Annotated in this window: 13 protein-coding genes and 1 riboswitch; of the genes, 10 read left to right on the top strand and 3 right to left on the bottom strand. The window is 65.5% G+C overall.

Annotation, left to right across the window (positions count from 1 at the left end):
• Positions 1-7: 7 nt before the first annotated feature.
• A complete protein-coding gene (locus tag SBA_RS19475) occupies positions 8-235 on the bottom strand; it encodes a CbtB domain-containing protein (protein WP_224546844.1) in 228 nt (75 codons plus the stop codon).
• Between the two features lie 157 nt (positions 236-392).
• Here SBA_RS19475 and SBA_RS19470 point away from each other — a divergent pair, with 157 nt between their 5' ends.
• The 4 genes from SBA_RS19470 (at position 393) to cobO (ending at position 6930) form a co-directional block, all read left to right on the top strand.
• Positions 393-989 carry a histidine phosphatase family protein gene (locus tag SBA_RS19470; protein ID WP_261937293.1) on the top strand — a complete coding sequence of 199 codons (597 nt, stop codon included), beginning with the start codon at positions 393-395 and terminating at the stop codon, positions 987-989.
• Positions 990-1052: 63 nt separating this feature from the next.
• A riboswitch (cobalamin riboswitch) is annotated at positions 1053-1305 on the top strand.
• Between the two features lie 260 nt (positions 1306-1565).
• Positions 1566-2600 (top strand): cobalamin biosynthesis protein CobW, encoded by a 1035-nt coding sequence (cobW, locus tag SBA_RS19465; RefSeq protein WP_261937292.1) that lies wholly within the window; start codon positions 1566-1568, stop codon positions 2598-2600.
• A complete protein-coding gene (gene cobN / locus SBA_RS19460) occupies positions 2600-6319 on the top strand; it encodes a cobaltochelatase subunit CobN (RefSeq protein WP_261937291.1) in 3720 nt (1239 codons plus the stop codon). Before cobW ends, cobN begins: the two co-directional genes overlap by 1 nt.
• Positions 6320-6321: 2 nt before the next feature.
• Positions 6322-6930, top strand: coding sequence for a cob(I)yrinic acid a,c-diamide adenosyltransferase (cobO, locus tag SBA_RS19455; protein WP_261937290.1), 609 nt, complete (start codon positions 6322-6324; stop codon positions 6928-6930).
• Here the strand turns inward: cobO and SBA_RS19450 are convergent.
• Positions 6927-7790: an ABC transporter substrate-binding protein gene (locus SBA_RS19450; RefSeq protein WP_261937289.1), complete on the bottom strand. Its 864-nt coding sequence runs from the start codon at positions 7788-7790 to the stop codon at positions 6927-6929. The genes cobO and SBA_RS19450 overlap by 4 nt on opposite strands.
• Before the next feature lie 131 nt (positions 7791-7921).
• Between SBA_RS19450 and SBA_RS19445 the strand changes: the two genes are divergently transcribed.
• On the top strand, positions 7922-8872 hold the full coding sequence (locus SBA_RS19445; protein WP_390902494.1) for a FecCD family ABC transporter permease: 951 nt from the start codon (positions 7922-7924) through the stop codon (positions 8870-8872).
• Here the strand turns inward: SBA_RS19445 and SBA_RS19440 are convergent.
• Complete coding sequence (locus SBA_RS19440; protein ID WP_261937287.1) at positions 8864-10402, bottom strand: acyl-CoA synthetase; 1539 nt, start codon at positions 10400-10402, stop codon at positions 8864-8866. The two genes, SBA_RS19445 and SBA_RS19440, sit on opposite strands and share 9 nt — an antisense overlap.
• A gap of 346 nt (positions 10403-10748) precedes the next feature.
• Between SBA_RS19440 and SBA_RS19435 the strand changes: the two genes are divergently transcribed.
• The 5 genes from SBA_RS19435 (at position 10749) to SBA_RS19415 (ending at position 17034) form a co-directional block, all read left to right on the top strand.
• On the top strand, positions 10749-11510 hold the full coding sequence (locus SBA_RS19435) for an SDR family NAD(P)-dependent oxidoreductase (RefSeq protein ID WP_261937286.1): 762 nt from the start codon (positions 10749-10751) through the stop codon (positions 11508-11510).
• Positions 11507-12286: an enoyl-CoA hydratase-related protein gene (locus SBA_RS19430; RefSeq protein ID WP_224546835.1), complete on the top strand. Its 780-nt coding sequence runs from the start codon at positions 11507-11509 to the stop codon at positions 12284-12286. Before SBA_RS19435 ends, SBA_RS19430 begins: the two co-directional genes overlap by 4 nt.
• A gap of 197 nt (positions 12287-12483) precedes the next feature.
• Positions 12484-13353, top strand: a complete 870-nt coding sequence (locus tag SBA_RS19425; RefSeq protein ID WP_224546834.1) for a helix-turn-helix transcriptional regulator — start codon at positions 12484-12486, stop codon at positions 13351-13353.
• A gap of 176 nt (positions 13354-13529) precedes the next feature.
• The gene (locus tag SBA_RS19420; protein WP_261937285.1) at positions 13530-15788 is read left to right on the top strand and encodes a TonB-dependent receptor; all 2259 of its coding nucleotides are present in this window, start codon (positions 13530-13532) and stop codon (positions 15786-15788) included.
• A gap of 16 nt (positions 15789-15804) precedes the next feature.
• Positions 15805-17034, top strand: coding sequence for a cytochrome P450 (locus SBA_RS19415; protein ID WP_261937284.1), 1230 nt, complete (start codon positions 15805-15807; stop codon positions 17032-17034).
• The last annotated feature ends 2 nt before the right edge of the window (positions 17035-17036 follow it).

The raw sequence follows: 17036 nt of genomic DNA, 5'->3' as shown, positions 1-17036 counted from the left end.
CCGGCGATCAGTGGCAGGGGAAGCCGAGCAGATGGCGCCCGTCATGGACGAATTCATGCACATACATGCCGTCGAACAAGGCGAAGGCGCCCTGTTCGGTGCTGACGAAATAGAGGAAGATGAGCGCGATCAGCGTCCCGAATACGGCCCAGGGCGCGATGTCCTCGATCGGGATGGCGGAGCCACCCTGGACAGGAATGAAATGGTCGTCGAGCAGTGCGGCAGTGGTTGCCATGATCCGTACTCCTATAGGGGATTGCGCGTCCCGCGAGAGATAATATGTCCAGGAAGAAGGTCTGGCTCTCGACCTTGTACGTCGATAACAGTGGCGCGACCGCGCCGGAATCTCACCGGCTTCTTCTTCCTGATGCCCGCGCTGTTTAGGGTGCGCGATGGCGCGACGTCAACATCTCCCGGAGGTTCCGCTGGCTACATCCCTCCTTCTCCTATGCGCGGCGTCCACGCCGTCCAGCCGGATCGGCGGCTTTCCGGCGCTGGACGAGGGCCTGGACGCACGCGGCGCGCATGATGCCGCCGCCTGCCGCCTGCCGCCGGGTTTCGACAACCATGTCCTTTGCAGCCCGTCCCGCGCCGCCGCGCAGACTGCCCAGGCGATGGGGCTGGACGCCACGGTCGAGGTCGCGCTGGTGGACATGGATGCCGGGCGCTGGACGGGCCGGTCGTTTGCGGACCTTTCTGCCGCCGAACCGGCCGCCCTGTCCGACTGGATCGCCGATCCGACGCAGGGCACCGCGGATGGTGAGACCATGGAATCGGTGCGACAGCGGGTAGGCGGCTGGCTGGACGGAATGGCGCAGTCGCCCGGATGCGTCTGCGCCATCAGCCATGCCATGACGATCCGCGCCGCCTTGGCGCACGCGCTGGGCTTTCCGCTCGTGACGACGCCTGCCATCGACATTGCGCCGCTATCCGCCGTTCGCCTGTCCTTCAACCGCATCTGGCGGCTTCAGGCGATCGCACCGCACTGAGGGCTTGCGGACGGCCCCGGCAGCCGGTATCGCCGACCGCATCCGGGGAGCCGCAAGCCCCCTTCGATGACTGATCGCGCCGGTTCCCCGCAAGGGGATTAAAATGGGAAGGCGGTGCGGGTGGCAGTCCCTCGACGAGGGCGCTCATCCAAATCCGCAGCTGTCCCTGCAACTGTAAGCGGCGAGCGCGATGCACATCGCTCCCTTTCCAGGGGAGCAGCCACTGGGCCGGACGCTAAATCCTGCGAGGCCTGGGAAGGCGTGCATCAAGCGATGACCCGCGAGCCAGGAGACCTGCCGGCGTCTGGTCGCTCTTGCTTTGGTCCAGGGGATGGCCGGGGCACGGTGAACGCCGTCTGAGCGACGAACCCATGTGGCTGGGGCCGCATCGGTGCGCGCTGACGGGCTCCATGCGCCTGCTCGTCGCCGCGCATCGACCGTTCGTTCGCGTCCGGCACGCCCCCGCCCGAGATATCGCTCAGGTGCAGCGGGGGTAGACATGGCCATTATCAGGCTCGGCGATGCCGATCGCCCCTTCGCGCGCATGAATCCCATGGCGCTTGAAGGAGAAGAAGCGTGAGCAAGATCCCGACCACCGTCATCACAGGCTTTCTGGGGGCGGGCAAAACGACGTTGATCCGGCATTTGCTGCACAATGCCAAGGGTCGCAGGCTGGCGCTGATCGTCAACGAGTTCGGCGATGTCGGCGTGGACGGCGCGCTGCTGCGCGGATGCAATGACGACGCCTGCCCGGAAGACGATATCGTCGAACTGGCCAATGGCTGCATCTGCTGCACCGTGGCCGACGATTTCCTGCCGACCATGCTCAAGCTGCTCGACCGCGCCAATCCGCCAGACCATATCATCATCGAAACGTCCGGCCTGGCGCTGCCCAAGCCGCTGGTGAAGGCGTTCCAGTGGCCCGAAATCCGCACCCGCGCGACCGTGGATGGCGTCGTGGCGCTGATCGACGCCGATGCGGTCGCCGCCGGGCGCTTTGCCACCGACGAAGCCGCGCTGGCGCTGGCGCGGGCGGCCGACCCCTCGCTCGACCATGACAGTCCGCTGGAGGAACTATACGAAGACCAGCTCGCCTGCGCGGACCTCGTCATCCTCAACAAGGCCGACATGGTCGATGCTGACGCGCTGACCCGGATCGAGGGCGACATAGGCAAGGATATCCGTAGTGGGGTGAAGATCGTGCGGACCGATCATGGCGCGATCGATGCCGGCGTCCTGCTCGGCCTGTTCGCCGAAGCGGAAGAGGATATCGACGCGCGGCCATCGCACCATGACGGCGACCCCGATCATGACCATAACGATTTCGACAGCTTCGTCGTCACCGGCGGCGAGATTGCGGGCGTGGATGCGCTGGTGCAGGCCATGGCCCCGTTGATCGAGGCGCATGATATCCTGCGCATCAAGGGCATGGTCGCCGTCGCCGGGCGCCCGGCACGGTTGCTCGTCCAGGCGGTCGGTCCCCGCATCCAGCATTATTTCGACCGCGCCTGGAAGGCGGAGGAGTCGCGCCTGTCCCAACTGGTGGTGATCGGGCAGAAGGGGCTGGATCAGGCCGCCATCGACAGCGCCCTTCGCGCGGCCTTCGCCTGATGCATTTGCTGACCGCCACGCCGGGAACCGTCTCCAACGGCGACGAGGCGATCGACCTCGATCAATCGCCGGGCGAGATCGTGTTCCTGACCGTGGCGGACAGCGAGCTGGCCTGTTTCGCCCAGGCGGCGGCCCTGCTGGGTGAGGATGCGCCGTCGATCCGGCTGGTCAACCTGCTCCAGCTCAAACATCCCTATTCGGTCGATCTCTACGTCGAAAAGGTGATCGCCCATGCGCGTTTCGTGTGCGTGGTGCTGCTGGGGGGCAAGGCCTATTGGTCCTATGGCGTCGACGAGATCGCACGGGTGGCGCGCGAAAAGGGGATTGCCTTCGCCGCGATCGCTGACGGGCGCGAACCCGATCCGTCGCTCGATGCCGCCGCGACGCTGCCGGTGGCGGTCAGCGAACGGCTCCGCGACTATCTGCGGCAGGGCGGCGTCGCCAATGCGGTCGGCTTCCTGCGCCATGCCGCGCGGCTGATCGGCGCGGACATCGGCGTGCCGGACGATCCGGTGCCGGTCGCCGACGCCGGTCTCTATCTGGCGGGTATGGAGCGGCCTACGCTGGACGATGTGCGGACAGGATGGCGCGCGGGACAGCCCGTCGCGCTCCTCTGCTTCTATCGCGCGCTGATGATCGCCGGTACGCTCGATGCCGTCGATGCGCTCGTCGCCGCGCTGAAGGGACGCGGGCTGAACGTCGTCACCGTCCATGTGCGGGCGCTGCGCGAGCCGTTCGCGATCGACTGGCTGCGCGGCCTGATCGCTGAAACCCGGCCCGACATCATCCTGAACGCCACCGCCTTCGCCGCTTCCTCGCCGGGCGACCGGCGGACGCCGTCGGTCCTCGAAACCGCGGATTGTCCGATTCTCCAGACCGTGTTCGCGGGGGTCGAGCAGGCGAACTGGGCCGACAGTCCGCGCGGCCTCGGCCCCCGCGACCTCGCGATGAACGTCGCCCTGCCCGAGATTGACGGCCGCCTGTTCACCCGCGCCGTCGCCTTCAAGGCGGCCGAGCGTTTCGACGCACGGACCCAATGCGGCATCGTGGTGCCGCGCGTTGCCCCCGATCGCGTCGCTTTCGTCGCCGATCTTGCCGCCAATTGGGCGGCATTGCGGCGCGCGCCCGCATCGGATCGGCGTGTTGCGCTCATTCTCGCCAATTATCCCAATCGCGACGGTCGGCTGGGCAATGGCGTCGGCCTCGACACGCCGGCCAGCGCGGCCGCCATTCTCGCCGCCCTGCGCGAAGCGGGCTATCATGTCGGCGATGCGCCCCTGGACGGCGCGGGGCTGATGGCGATCCTGCTCGGCGGCGTCACCAACGCCCGCGCGTCGCTGGATCGCCTGCCCGAAGTCCGCCTGCCGGTCGGCGATTATCGCCTATGGTTCGACGCGCTGCCCGCGTCGGTGCGGGGCGCGGTGACGGCGCGATGGGGCGCGCCTGCCGACGATCCGTTCGTGCGCGACGGCGCCTTTCATCTGCCCGCCCATCGCTTCGGCCATATCGTCGTCGCAGTGCAGCCCGCCCGCGGGTATAATATCGATCCCAAGACCAGCTATCATGACCCGGCGCTGGTCCCGCCGCATGGCTATCTGGCCTTTCATTTCTGGCTGAACCAGGATTTCGGCGCGCAGGCGGTCGTCCATGTCGGCAAGCATGGCAATCTGGAATGGCTGCCGGGCAAGGCGCTGGCCCTGTCCGACACCTGCTTCCCGGAAATCTGCGCCGGGCCGGTGCCGCAACTCTATCCTTTCATCGTCAACGATCCGGGCGAAGGAACGCAGGCGAAGCGCCGCATCGGCGCGGCGATCATCGATCATCTCACCCCGCCGCTGACGCGCGCGGAAAGCTATGGCCCGTTGAAGGCGCTCGAAGCGCTGGTCAACGAATATTATCTCGCCGCCGGCATGGACCCGCGCCGCATCCAGCATCTGAAAGCCGAGATTCTCGATCTTGCCCGGTCGCAGGGACTGGACGCCGATGCCGGGGCCGTCGGGGATGGCGATGACGCGCTCGCGGCTCTCGACAATTATTTGTGCGAATTGAAGGAGATGCAGATACGCGACGGGCTGCACATCTTCATGCGATCGCCGACCGGCCGGCTGCGTACGGACTTGCTCATCGCCCTGTCCCGCACCCCGCGCGGCTATGACGAGGCGGGCCAGGCGTCGCTGCTCCGCGCCATGGCCGACGATCTGGACCTTGGCTTCGATCCGCTCGATTGCCGGATGGGCGACGGCTGGACCGGCCCCCGACCGGCCGTGCTGGCAGCGGTGAGCGATGCGCCCTGGCGCAGCCATGGCGACACGATCGAACGGCTCGAACTGCTGGCCGTCGCGCTGGTCGAGGGTGCGACAGCGCCCGGCCCGGCGTCGCAGGCCGTCATGCGGTCGCTGCTGGGCGATCTCGCCGGCCGCGTGGACCGTTGCGGCCCCGCCGAAAAGGCTGCGTTGCTGGCTGGCCTGGACGGGCGTTTCCTGTCGCCCGGTCCCTCCGGCGCGCCCACGCGTGGGCGCCCCGACGTGCTGCCGACCGGCCGCAACTTCTATTCGGTCGACACCCGGTCCGTGCCGACCGCCACGGCATGGGAGCTTGGCCGCCGCTCGGCGCAACTGCTGGTGGACGATTATCTCCAGCGCGAAGGCGAATATCCAAGGGCCATGGCGTTGTCCGCCTGGGGCACGGCCAATATGCGCACCGGCGGCGACGACATCGCCCAGGCCCTGGCGCTGATGGGCGTGCGGCCGCGCTGGGACTGGACGTCGGGCCGCGTGATCGGTTTCGAGGTGATGAAGATCGCCGAACTCAACCGCCCGCGCGTCGATGTCACCTTCCGCGTCTCCGGCTTCTTCCGCGATGCTTTCCCCGAACAGATCGACCTGCTCGATTCCGCAGCGCGCGCCGTAATGGCGCTGGACGAGCCGGACGAGGACAATCCCGCCGCCGCCCGCCACCGCCGTGAGACCGCGCAACTGATCGACGCCGGCCATGACGCGAAAGCGGCCGCCCGGCGCGCGGGCTTTCGCGTGTTCGGATCGAAGCCGGGCGCCTATGGCGCGGGCCTTCAGGCGATGATCGACGAGAAAATCTGGCACGACCGCGCCGATCTCGCCAACGTCTATCTCGACTGGGGCGGCTATGCCTATGGGGCAGGGGCGGAGGGCGACGTTGCGCGCGACCTGTTCGCCACGCGGCTGGCCCAGGCCGACGCCGTGGTGCAGAACCAGGACAATCGCGAGCATGACCTGCTCGACAGCGACGATTATTACCAGTTCGAGGGCGGCGTCGCGTCCGCCGTCGAGCATCTGTCGGGCAAGCGGCCGCGCGCCTATCATAACGACCATAGCCGCCCCGAACGCCCTGTCGTCCGCACGCTGGAGGACGAGATCGGCCGGGTGGTCCGCGCCCGCGTCACCAATCCCAAATGGATCGCGGGCGTGATGCGCCACGGGTACAAAGGCGCGTTCGAGATCGCCGCGTCGGTCGACTATCTGTTCGCCTTCGCCGCCACGACCCATGCCGTGCGCGATCATCATTTCGACGCAGTCCATGCCGCCTTCATCGAGGATGAAGCCGTGCGTGCCTTCCTGGCGGAGGCCAATCCGGCCGCGCTGCGCGAAACCGCGGCGCGCCTGGCCGAAGCGCTGGAGCGCGGCATGTGGAAACCCAGATCGAACAGCGCGGGCCTGTTGCTCGCCCAGCTTGCAGGAGGATGACGATGGCCGAACGGACAGACGAACAACATGCGCAGAAGATGAAGAAGAAGCAGGCCGCGCACGACCGGATTGTAGCGGGCAAGACGGTCGAAAAGGGCCTGCTGATCGTTCACACCGGCAAGGGGAAGGGCAAGACGACCGCGGCGCTGGGCATGGTGGTGCGCGCCATCGGCCATGGCAAGAAGGTCGGCGTGGTCCAGTTCGTGAAGGGGGCGATGGAGACGGGCGAGAAGGCCGTGTTCGATCGTTTTCCCGATCAGGTCGAATTCATGGCCATGGGCGACGGCTTCACCTGGGATACGCAGAACCGGGCGCAAGACATTGCTTCGGCAGGCAAAGCCTGGGATCAGGTCAAGCGCATGATAGCCGACCCGGCCTATCATCTGGTGCTGGCCGACGAACTCAATATCGTCCTGCGCTACGATTATCTCCCCCTCGACGAGGTGCTGGCGGTTCTCAAGGCCAGGCCGGAGATGAAGCATGTCATCGTCACCGGCCGCAACGCGCCCGAAGCGCTGGTCGAAGCCGCCGATCTGGTGACGGAGATGACGCTGGTGAAACATCCGTTTCGCGAACAGGGCGTCAAGGCGCAGCCCGGCATCGAATTTTAAAGCCGATGGTCGATCTGGTTCACCAGGCTGCGAACGGCATCGACATAAGCCGGCCCGCCACAGACGGTCCAGGCCTGGGGCAGGCGCAGCCGCTTGATGTCCTTCAACAGCGGGTGGCGCAGCATCTCCGTACCCTGATCGACCACATGTTCGGAGCCGCTTTCGATCAGCAGATAGTCGGGCTGGGCGACCATCAGCTCTTCGAGCGTGAGTTGCGACAGGACCGGCTTGCCGAGCTTGCCGGCCAGATTGACCAGCCCGGCGCGGGTCATCAGATCGTCGATCAGCGTGCCCGTCCCGGTCAGGAAACCGCGCCGCTGATAATAGGCCGCGACGCCGGACCGGCGGGGACGGGCGATGGCGGCGAGATCCCGGTCCATCCGCGCGATCAGCGCCTCGCCGCGATCGACATGGCCGACCGCCTTTGCGACGGCGCGGATTTGCGTGACGATGCCGGCGTAGCTGCCGGCGGGCTTCAGATCGAGGGTATGATAATGTGCGCCCGACAGCGCCGCCATCATCCCGCCGCGCCTGGCCGGCGCGCCGATCACCAGATCGGGATCGATGGCCAGAACTTCTTCCGCGGAACCTGTCAGGATGGGCAGGCCGCGCGTTTGCGCCGCGGCTGCGGACATGGCCGCATTGTTAGCGTTCCGGGTCAGACCCGCAATCTGCGCGCGATCGGCCAGCGCGATCAGATATTGGTCTGCACACAGGTTCAGCGACACGATCCGCTGCGGTGCGGCGGTGTCCCCGGTTCGCGATGCGGGCGCCGAACCAGCCAGAAGACTGCCCGCCGCCAGCGCGAACAAAATCGCCGCCAGTGCGGCGGACGACGATTTCCTTAGTCCCAGTATCATAGCCGCCCCATGACTTACACGACCCCGGGACACAAGCGTGACGGGGACCACCGATCCACTGCGAGGTGCCATTGTCCAACTTCCACCCGTTCGACGCGCGGCGGCGCGTGCTACTGCTCATTCTCCTGGTCTTGACGATCCTGGCCGGAATCGCCTCGCTGGGCGTGGGATCGGCGGCCATCGATCCGGCGCGGCTGCTGGCGGCAGCGACCGGCCATGGCGACCGGATCGCGACCGCGATCCTGTTCACCCTGAGGCTGCCACGCGTCTTGCTCAGCCTGGCCGTGGGCGGGATGCTCGGCCTCGCAGGCGCGGCGTTGCAGGGTTATTTGCGCAACCCGCTGGCCGAACCGTCGGTGCTGGGCGCATCCAACGCCGCGGCGCTGGGGGCCGTCGGCGCCCTCTATTTCGGGCTGTCCGAACTGCATATCCTGCTTCTGCCATTGCTGGCGATCGGGTCCGGCGTGCTCGCCCTGCTGCTGCTGTTCGCCTTGGCGGGGCGCGCCGAAAGCCCGCTCAGCCTCATTCTCGCCGGAATCGCTATCTCTGCGCTGGCGAGCGCGGGCATCAGCCTCGCCCTCAACCTGTCTGAAAATCCCTTCGCCGCCATGGAGATCACCGCCTGGCTGCTCGGATCGATCGAGAACCGATCGGTCGAGCACGTCTGGATCGCGCTGCCCTGCATCGCCTGCGGCGCGGTGCTGCTCCTGCTCGACTCCCGCGCACTTGATGCCCTGACACTGGGGGAGGAGGGTGCGCAGGCGCTCGGCGTCAACCTGCAGCGCACCCGGTTGCGCCTGTTGCTGGGCGTCGGCATCGGTGTCGGCGGCGCAGTGGCGGTCGCCGGCTCGATCGGCTTTGTCGGGCTGATCGTGCCTCATCTGGTGCGGCCGCTGACCGATCGTAGCCCCTCGTCGATCCTGCTGCCCTCATTGCTGGCGGGGGCGGCGCTGCTGACGCTGGCGGACATCGCGGTGCGCCTGATCCCGACCTATAATGAACTTAAGCTCGGTGTCCTCACCGCCTTCCTCGGCGTCCCCGTTTTCCTCCTGCATTTGGTGCGGGCGCGGCGGCTATGGTGACGCCGTCCTGGCCTGTCGCCGATATTCGGCAACCAGTTTGGCCTTGAGCAATTTGCCCGTGGGTTCGCGAGGAAGCTGATCGCGGAAATCGAATCGCCGCGGTGTCTTCACGCCACCCAGCGCCTTGCGGACATAGGTCGTCAACTCGCTGGACAGGCTGTTATCGCCGGTCACGCCCGGCGCGGGCTGGACGACCGCGATCACCATCTCGCCCAGATCCTCGTTCGGTTCGCCGATGACCGCCACGTCCGCGACCTTGGGGTGGGTGATCAGGGAATTTTCGATTTCCTGCGGATAGATGTTAACACCACCCGATATGATCATGAAATTCCTGCGGTCGGTCAGATAGAGATAGCCGTCCGCATCGACATGGCCGATGTCCCCCAGCGTTGCCCAACCCCGGCTATTATAGGCCTTGGCGGTCTTGTCCGGGTCATTATGATATTCGAAGCGCGGGCCGTCGGCGAAATAGACGTCGCCCGTTTCGCCGGGGGGCAGTTCCCGGCCCGCGGCATCGAGGATCTTGACCGTCCCCAATATCGCTCGCCCGACCGATCCCGGGCGTTCCAGCCATTCGGCGGACGACAAGGCAGTGATACCGCAGGTTTCCGTGCCGGAATAATATTCATGCACGATCGGTCCCCACCAATCGATCATCGCCTGTTTCACCGGCACCGGGCAGGGGGCTGCGGCATGGATGACCGCCACCAGCGAGCCGCTGTCATAGCGCCCCCGTACCGCCTCCGGCAGTTTAAGCAAGCGGATCAGGTGGGTGGGTACCCAGGTCGCATGGGTGATGCGATAGTCCTGGATATGGGCAAGCGCAGCCTCCGCATCGAAGCGGTCCATCAGGACCACGGTGCCGCCGAAGCGCTGCACCGTCATCGCCCAGCGCAGGGGCGCCGCATGATAAAGGGGGGAAGTGGACAGATAGATCATGTCCTCATCCATGGCGTAAAGGGTGCGCCCCATGGCGACGAGCGGAATTTCCGCGTCCAGCGGCCCGTCGGGCAGGGTCGGTTTCACGCCTTTGGGACGGCCGGTGGTGCCGGAAGAATAGAGCATCTCCGTGCCTGCGCTTTCGTCGGTGATCGCCGTGGCGGGGCAAGCGGCGCAGGCCGCGATCCAGCCGGGAAGGCCGCCCGCCTCGCCATGGACGCTGTAGGCCGCAAGCGCAGGCCTGGCCGCAAGCGCCTGCTGCGCGAGCGGCGCGAGAGAATCGGAAACGATCAGCAGACGGGCGTCGGAATCCGTGATGATATAGTCGAGATCGTCGGCGCTGAGCTTGGTCGAGATGCTGGTGAGATAGAGACCTGCGCGCTGTGCGGCCCAGGCAATGGGAAACACCGCCATTTCATTGTTCAGCATTACCGCGATCACATCGCCCCGCTGCAAGCCGAGTCGCCGCAACATATGCGCGCAGCGGTTCGATGCCGCGTCGAGCGCCCGATAGCTCAGCACCTTGCCCGTTTCGGCCATGATGCAGGCAGGCTTGTCGGGATATGCAAGGGCATGGTGCATGGGGTGCATGGATGTCGGCCTCTCCTGTCGGGCGCGACCGCCCTTCGGGAGTCCGCTGCCTCGCTATGGCGCCGTCGAGCTGTCGCCTTCCGTGCGTCTGTCGAACCTGAAAAGCCGTATCGTGCCGCGGGAGGCAAGCGATGCGCAAGAAATGTCAAAAAGCAGAACATCTCTGTGTAAAGCCTGACGAGCGCGCTTCGACTAAACCGCCAGACAAGCCAGCGACCATCAAGGTCCGAAGGAGGAGAGATTTTGCGATATCCGGCACAGCCAGGCGCGACCGTCGCCCCCACCGCTAGATGCGTCATTACATATGCAGCATCCCCGCTCCATAAGGCCGGAAGAGAGATGTCCCATGCTGATTGACGGTCTGGCAGCGATCGTGACCGGCGGTGCTTCCGGGCTGGGCGGCGCCACCGCCGCAATGCTCGCACGCGCCGGTGCCAGGGTCACCATCTTCGATCTCAACGCCGACTTGGGCCAAGCCCATGCCAAGGCGATCGGCGGGCGGAGCATTGCCCTGGATGTTGCCGACGAGCCTGCTGTCGAAGCAGCGCTGGACCAGGCCGAATCCTGGCATGGCAAGGCCCGTATCCTTGTGAATTGCGCGGGTATCGGCGCGCCGGAAAAGATCATCGATCGCAACGGCAATGCGATGTCGCTCGCCCATTTCAGTAAGATATTGACGGTCAACCTGGCGGGCAGTTTCAACGTCCTGTCCAAATTCGCCGCGCGCATCCATGATGCCGATGCGTTGGGGGAGGAACGCGGCGTGATCGTCAACACCGCCAGCGTCGCGGCCTATGATGGCCAGATCGGTCAGGCGGCCTATGCCGCATCGAAAGGCGGCATCGTCGGCATGACATTGCCGATCGCGCGCGAATTCGCCCGCCACGGCATTCGCGTGATGACGATCGCGCCGGGTATATTCTGGACCCCGCAACTCGCGACGTTGCCGCAAGAAGCGCTGGATTCGCTGGGACGCCAGGTGCCCTTTCCCAATCGCCTGGGGCAGCCGGAAGAATTTGCCGCGCTCGTCGAGCATATCATCGGCAACCCGATGCTCAACGGGGAGGTGATCCGGCTGGACGGCGCGATCCGGATGGCGGCGAAATGACCCGGATGGACTATATCCGCGTGGAGCGGGAAGGCCCGCTGACGATCATCACGATCAACCGCCCAGCATCACACAATGCGCTCAATACGGCAGCCCATGAAGAATTGGCCGCGGCATTCGACGATTTCGCCGCCGATGACGACCAATGGGTGGCCATCATCACCGGCGCCGGGGAAAAGGCCTTTTGCGCCGGGCACGACCTGAAGCAGCAGGCGTCGGGCGGCGGCATGGCAACGCCGCCGAGCGGCTTTGCCGGCCTGACCGCCCGGTTCGACCTGAACAAGCCGGTGATCGCGGCGGTCAACGGCGTGGCGATGGGCGGCGGGTTCGAAATCGCGCTGGCCTGCGACATTGTCGTCGCATCCACCCATGCCATGTTCGCGCTGCCCGAAACGCGGGTGGGGATTGCGGCGCTGGCGGGCGGGCTGCATCGCCTGCCGCGCGCGATCGGGCTGCACCATGCGATGGGCATGGTTTTAACGGGCCGCCGGGTAAGTGCGCGAGAAGGCGCGGCGCTGGGTTTCGTCAACGAGGTCGCGGAAGGCGACGTCATGGACGTGGCCCGGCGTTGGGCGGCCGAGATACTGGCCTGCAGCCCGCTGTCGGTGCAGGCGACCAAGGAGGCGGTGCGCAAGGGTCTGACCGAGCCGGTGGACAAGGCGATCGTCGCGCAGTGGGATTATCCCGCCATGCGGCGGATGCTGGCGTCGCAGGACCATGTCGAGGGACCGCTGGCCTTCGCCGAAAAGCGCGCGCCCCGCTGGACCGGGCGATAGCGTGACGGGAAGAGCGACGCGTCGGCCGCGCGTGGCAGGGGCGGTCTGCATGGCGCGCGCCTCTCGTGCCGATGCGCCGATTTTCGCGGTTTCCTCCCTTCGCCTCTTGTGCGCGGCCGTCATGCTCTCCATCCTTTGATGGCGACCGGCCGCCTCCATCGGCAGATATCGATCGCATGGTGAGAGGAACAGGGATCGTGCACCAGCAGAAGTGGCACGCCGAGGCGATCATCGCCGATACGCTGAAGCGGGAACCGGAGGTCAAGCTTGCGTCCAGCGACGGCGCTTGGCGGTTCAGCCGCTGGCGCCAGTTTGTGGGCAGCTATACCCTGCCGGCGCTGCCCGATCCGATGTTCGTCGTCCAGTTGGCGGGCAAGACCAATGTACGAACCTGGGAGCGGGACGGGTGGAGCGAGACCGCTTCCTATCCCGGCGCCGCGACGATCGTGCCCGCGACCATGGCGACGCGCTGGCTGGTCGATGGCGAACTGGACGTCGTGACGCTCAGCATCGATTCCGGGGATTTGCGGGCTGCGTCGGTGTTCGACCAGTTTTCCCGGATGCGCTTCGCCTTTTCCGATCCGTTGGGGGCTGCCCTGGCGCGGCAGATACTGGCCGAACTCTATCGCCCCGCATCGGGCGCGCGCGACATATATGTGTCGGCGATGATCGACGCGCTCAAGGCGCATATGCTGCGCGGTCCGGCCACCACCGCGAGCAGTGGGTTTCCGACCTCGGCCTTTTCCTCCTATCGCATCCATCATGTGATGAATGCGGTGGCCGAACGTCCCGAGGCGGAGCATAGCCTGGAGGACATGGCGGCGCAGGCGGGCATCACGCCGTCCCATTTCTGTCGCGTCTTCAAACGCGCGACGGGCATGAGCCCGCATCAATATGTGCTCAAGGCCCGGCTGGAGCGGGCGCAGCAGATGCTGAGCCAGTCGGAGACGCCGATGAGCCAGATTGCTGACATGCTCGGCTTTACCAGTCAGAGCCATTTCAACCGCGCTTTTCGCAATTTTGCCGGGGAAACGCCCTCAAGCTTCCGCAAGCGCCGGCTCGACTGAGCGATATTGCGGCGCGGCCACCCCATGATCCGTCGGCTTGCGCATTGTTACGCGCGCCGTTGCGCAAGAAATGTAAAAAACGAGAGCAGGTCCGTGTAAAGCCTTCCGACCTCCAATCCCCTAGACCGAATGCACAACTTCGGCGGCAAAAAGGGCCGACAGATAAGGGAGAGGTTATGGAATTCGGATTTGCGAGGCACATGTTCGTCGGCGCGTTGATGTGCGGCGCTGCGGCCCCGGCTCTGGCGCAGGAGGCGAACGCGTCGGGTGCGGCGACGGCCGCATCGCGGGCCGATGGCGGCGGAATTCCCGACATCGTCGTCACCGCGCAGCGCCGGTCGCAATCATTGCTGTCGGTCCCGCTCGCCATCTCCGCACTGAGCGACGAAACGCTGGCCACCAAGGGGATCAGTAATTCCGCGGCGCTGGCGACCGCGGTGCCCAATTTGCAGGTCAGCAGCCCCTATGGCAGCACCCAGCCCAATTTCTCGCTGCGCGGCATCAGCGTGGCCAATGAATTCAACGCCAATCAGGCGTCGCCAGTCGGCGTTTACATCGATGACGTCTATATCGCCGCGCGCACCAGTCACGGCATGGGCCTGTTCGATCTCGACCGCGTCGAAGTGCTGCGCGGGCCACAGGGGACGCTGTTCGGTCGCAATACCACCGGCGGCGCGATCAACTTCATCACCAAGGGGCCGAAGCTCAAAGGGACGGAAGGCTATCTGGAGGCCGGCTACGGCAATTTCGACACCTTCAAGGTGCAGGGTGCGGTCGAAACCACGATGGTCGAGGACGAACTGGGCATCCGCATCGCGGGCAATTATGAAAAGGGCGACGGCCAGTTCCGCAATGTGGCGCCGGGCGGGCGCGATCCCGGCGGCGTGGACACCTGGCAGGGGCGGGCATCGCTGCGCATCCGGCCCGGCAACGGCCCGCTGGACATCAAGATCCGCGCCTATGCCGGCCAGAATCGCGGCACCGAAGCGGGTATCCACGGGCTCGAGCCATTCCGCACGGGCCTTGGCTTCTTCGAAGTGAATGAAAGCCGTGTCGGTGAAAACCAGACCGACGCCTGGGGCGTCGCGGCGAATATCAGCCTGGAACTGAGCGACGCCGTGACGTTGACCTCGATCACTTCCTATGATGGCGGCAAGCAGAACCTCCAGCAATCCTCGGATGGCGCCCCGATAGACGTGCTCAACATCAACTGGCGGTCGACGTTCCGCCAGTTCAGCGAGGAAGCCCGGCTCAACTATGAATCGGACAAGCTCAAGCTGGTCGGCGGCGTGTTCTACGGCTGGGACCGGATCGTCACCGACAACAGCTTCTATATCGGCAGCGTTCTGGCGCCGGGCGTCGATGGCGGCTTCTTCCAGCATTACCGCCAGACCCGCCGTTCCTATGCCGCCTTCCTTCAGGGCGACTATAATCTGACCGACAAGCTGATCCTGACGCTGGGCGCGCGCTATACCGCCGATCGTGGTCGCTATGACGACGGCTATGCCTATCTGTTCGCGCGCAGCGTCACCGATCCGCAAACGCCGATCGCGACGACGGTTCCCTGCGCCGGCGCGCCGGGCAGTTGCGCCTATGATCCTGCCGCGATCTTCAACCTCAAGGGGCGCAACAATGCGCTGACCGGCCGCGTGGCGCTCAGCTACACGTTCGACAATGGCCTGCTTGCCTATGCCAGCTATAATCGCGGCTATCGTTCGGGCGCCTTCAACGGCGGCAGCTATACCTCCTCGTCGGGGATCAACTATGTCGATCCCGAACGGGTCAACGCCTATGAACTGGGCCTGAAAGGGCGCGCGCTGAACAATCGCATGACCTTCTCGGCCGCGGGCTTCTATTATGACTATACGAACCAGCAGGTGCAGGACCTGCGCGCCGGGCCGGTCAACATTCTGGTCAATGCGCCCAAAGCGGAAGTATATGGCGGCGAGGTCGAAGCGAGCCTGCGGATCATATCCGCGCTGACGCTCAACGCGTCGGCCGGCTATCTCCATGCCAGGTACAAGGAACTGGCGCTGCAGGGCGTCAATCTCGCGGGCAACGACCTGCCGTTCGCGCCACACTGGACGGCGCAGGCGGGCATCGACTGGAAGATCATCGATGCCGGCAGCGATACCGTCACCTTCTCGCCGACGATCAATTATTTCAGCCGCCAATATTTCTCGCCCTTCAACAGCGAGAATGCGCCAGGCACCGGCCAGATCAATTCCGAACTGCAACAGGCCGGCTATGCCAAGGTCAACGCCAGCCTGATCTGGGTGCATGACAATCTCCAGCTCCGCGGCTGGATCAACAACGCCTTCAATCGAAAGGTCTATGCTTATGGGCTGGACCTGCGCGGCGCCGGCTTCCCCTATAATTTCCTCGTTCCGTCCACGCCGCGTACCTATGGCGTGACCGCGCGGGTGAGCTTCTAAGAGGGAGCGCAGCGCCATGACCGCCACCACTGGTCCCGATCTCAAGAACCCCGACCTCTATCTCGACCGGGCGCCGCACGAGGTGTTCGCCCGGCTCCGGCGGGACCAGCCGGTCTATTGGAACCCGGAGGCGGACAGCAGCGGTTTCTGGGCGCTGACCCGCTATGCCGATATCGTCGAGGTGTCGAAGCGGCCCGATCTCTTTTCGTCGGCCCATGACAATGGCGGGCACCGGATCTTCAACGAGAATGAGGTCGGCCTGACCGGCGCGGGAGAGACTGCGATCGGTGTGCCGTTCATCTCGCTCGATCCGCCGGTGCACACCCAATATCGCAAATTCATCATGCCCGCCGTCGCGCCGGGGCGGCTGGCGGGCATAGAGGAACGGATCACGGCGCGATGCGCGGCGCTACTGGACAAGATCCCACTGGATGAGCCGGTCGATCTCGTCCCGTTGCTGTCGGCGCCGCTGCCGCTGCTGACGCTGACCGAGTTGCTCGACCTGCCGCCGGACATGTGGATCAAGCTCTATCACTGGACCAATGCTTTCGTCGGCGAGGATGATCCCGAGTTCCGCCAGTCGCCGGAGGCCATGGCGGCGGTGATGGGCGAGTTCATGGCCTTTGCCCAGCAGCTCTTCACCGATCGGCGCGCGACGCCGGGGACCGACATCGCCACCCTGCTGGCCACGATGCAGGTCAATGGCGTGCCGGTGACCTTCAACGAATTTCTGGGCAATCTCATCCTGACGCTGGTCGGGGCCAATGAAACGACGCGCAATTCGCTCAGTCACTCGATCGTCGCCTTTTCCGACAATCCCGACCAGTGGGATCGCATCCGCGAGGACCGTGAGCTGTTGAAGAACGGCGTGCGCGAGATGGTCCGCTATGCCAGTCCCGTCATGCACATGCGGCGCACGGCCATGGCCGATGTGGAGATTGGCGGGCAGGCGATCCGCCGGGGGCAGAAGGTCGTGATGTGGTATATCGCCGCCAATCGCGACGAGGCGGTGTTCGCCGATCCCGACCGCTTCGACATCGGCCGGGGTAATATCCAGCATCTGGCGTTCGGCAGCGGCCAGCATGTCTGCGTCGGATCGCGCCTGGCTGAAATGCAGTTGCGGGTGGCGTTCGGACTGCTGGCGGGACGAGTCCGCCGCTTCGAGGTGACCGGCCCACCGCGCCGTTTCCGCTCCAATTTCATCAATGGCCTCAAGAATCTCGATACCCGGCTGGTATCCGCATGACC

This window comes from Sphingomonas bisphenolicum, assembly GCF_024349785.1.
Classification (GTDB): domain Bacteria; phylum Pseudomonadota; class Alphaproteobacteria; order Sphingomonadales; family Sphingomonadaceae; genus Sphingobium; species Sphingobium bisphenolicum.
The sequence above is the reverse complement of the archived record's forward strand: the minus strand, read 5'-3'. Positions and strand labels throughout refer to the sequence as shown.

Bases quoted from the DNA above. Each gene is read 5' to 3' on its own strand.
- SBA_RS19440 (WP_261937287.1), bottom strand. From the start codon at position 10,402: ATGCACCCCATGCACCATGCCCTTGCATATCCCGACAAGCCTGCCTGC.
- SBA_RS19415 (WP_261937284.1), top strand. From the start codon at position 15,805: ATGACCGCCACCACTGGTCCCGATCTCAAGAACCCCGACCTCTATCTC.
- cobN (WP_261937291.1), top strand. From the start codon at position 2,600: ATGCATTTGCTGACCGCCACGCCGGGAACCGTCTCCAACGGCGACGAG.
- SBA_RS19470 (WP_261937293.1), top strand. From the start codon at position 393: ATGGCGCGACGTCAACATCTCCCGGAGGTTCCGCTGGCTACATCCCTC.
- SBA_RS19475 (WP_224546844.1), bottom strand. From the start codon at position 235: ATGGCAACCACTGCCGCACTGCTCGACGACCATTTCATTCCTGTCCAG.
- SBA_RS19450 (WP_261937289.1), bottom strand. From the start codon at position 7,790: ATGATACTGGGACTAAGGAAATCGTCGTCCGCCGCACTGGCGGCGATT.
- SBA_RS19420 (WP_261937285.1), top strand. From the start codon at position 13,530: ATGGAATTCGGATTTGCGAGGCACATGTTCGTCGGCGCGTTGATGTGC.
- SBA_RS19435 (WP_261937286.1), top strand. From the start codon at position 10,749: ATGCTGATTGACGGTCTGGCAGCGATCGTGACCGGCGGTGCTTCCGGG.
- SBA_RS19430 (WP_224546835.1), top strand. From the start codon at position 11,507: ATGACCCGGATGGACTATATCCGCGTGGAGCGGGAAGGCCCGCTGACG.
- cobO (WP_261937290.1), top strand. From the start codon at position 6,322: ATGGCCGAACGGACAGACGAACAACATGCGCAGAAGATGAAGAAGAAG.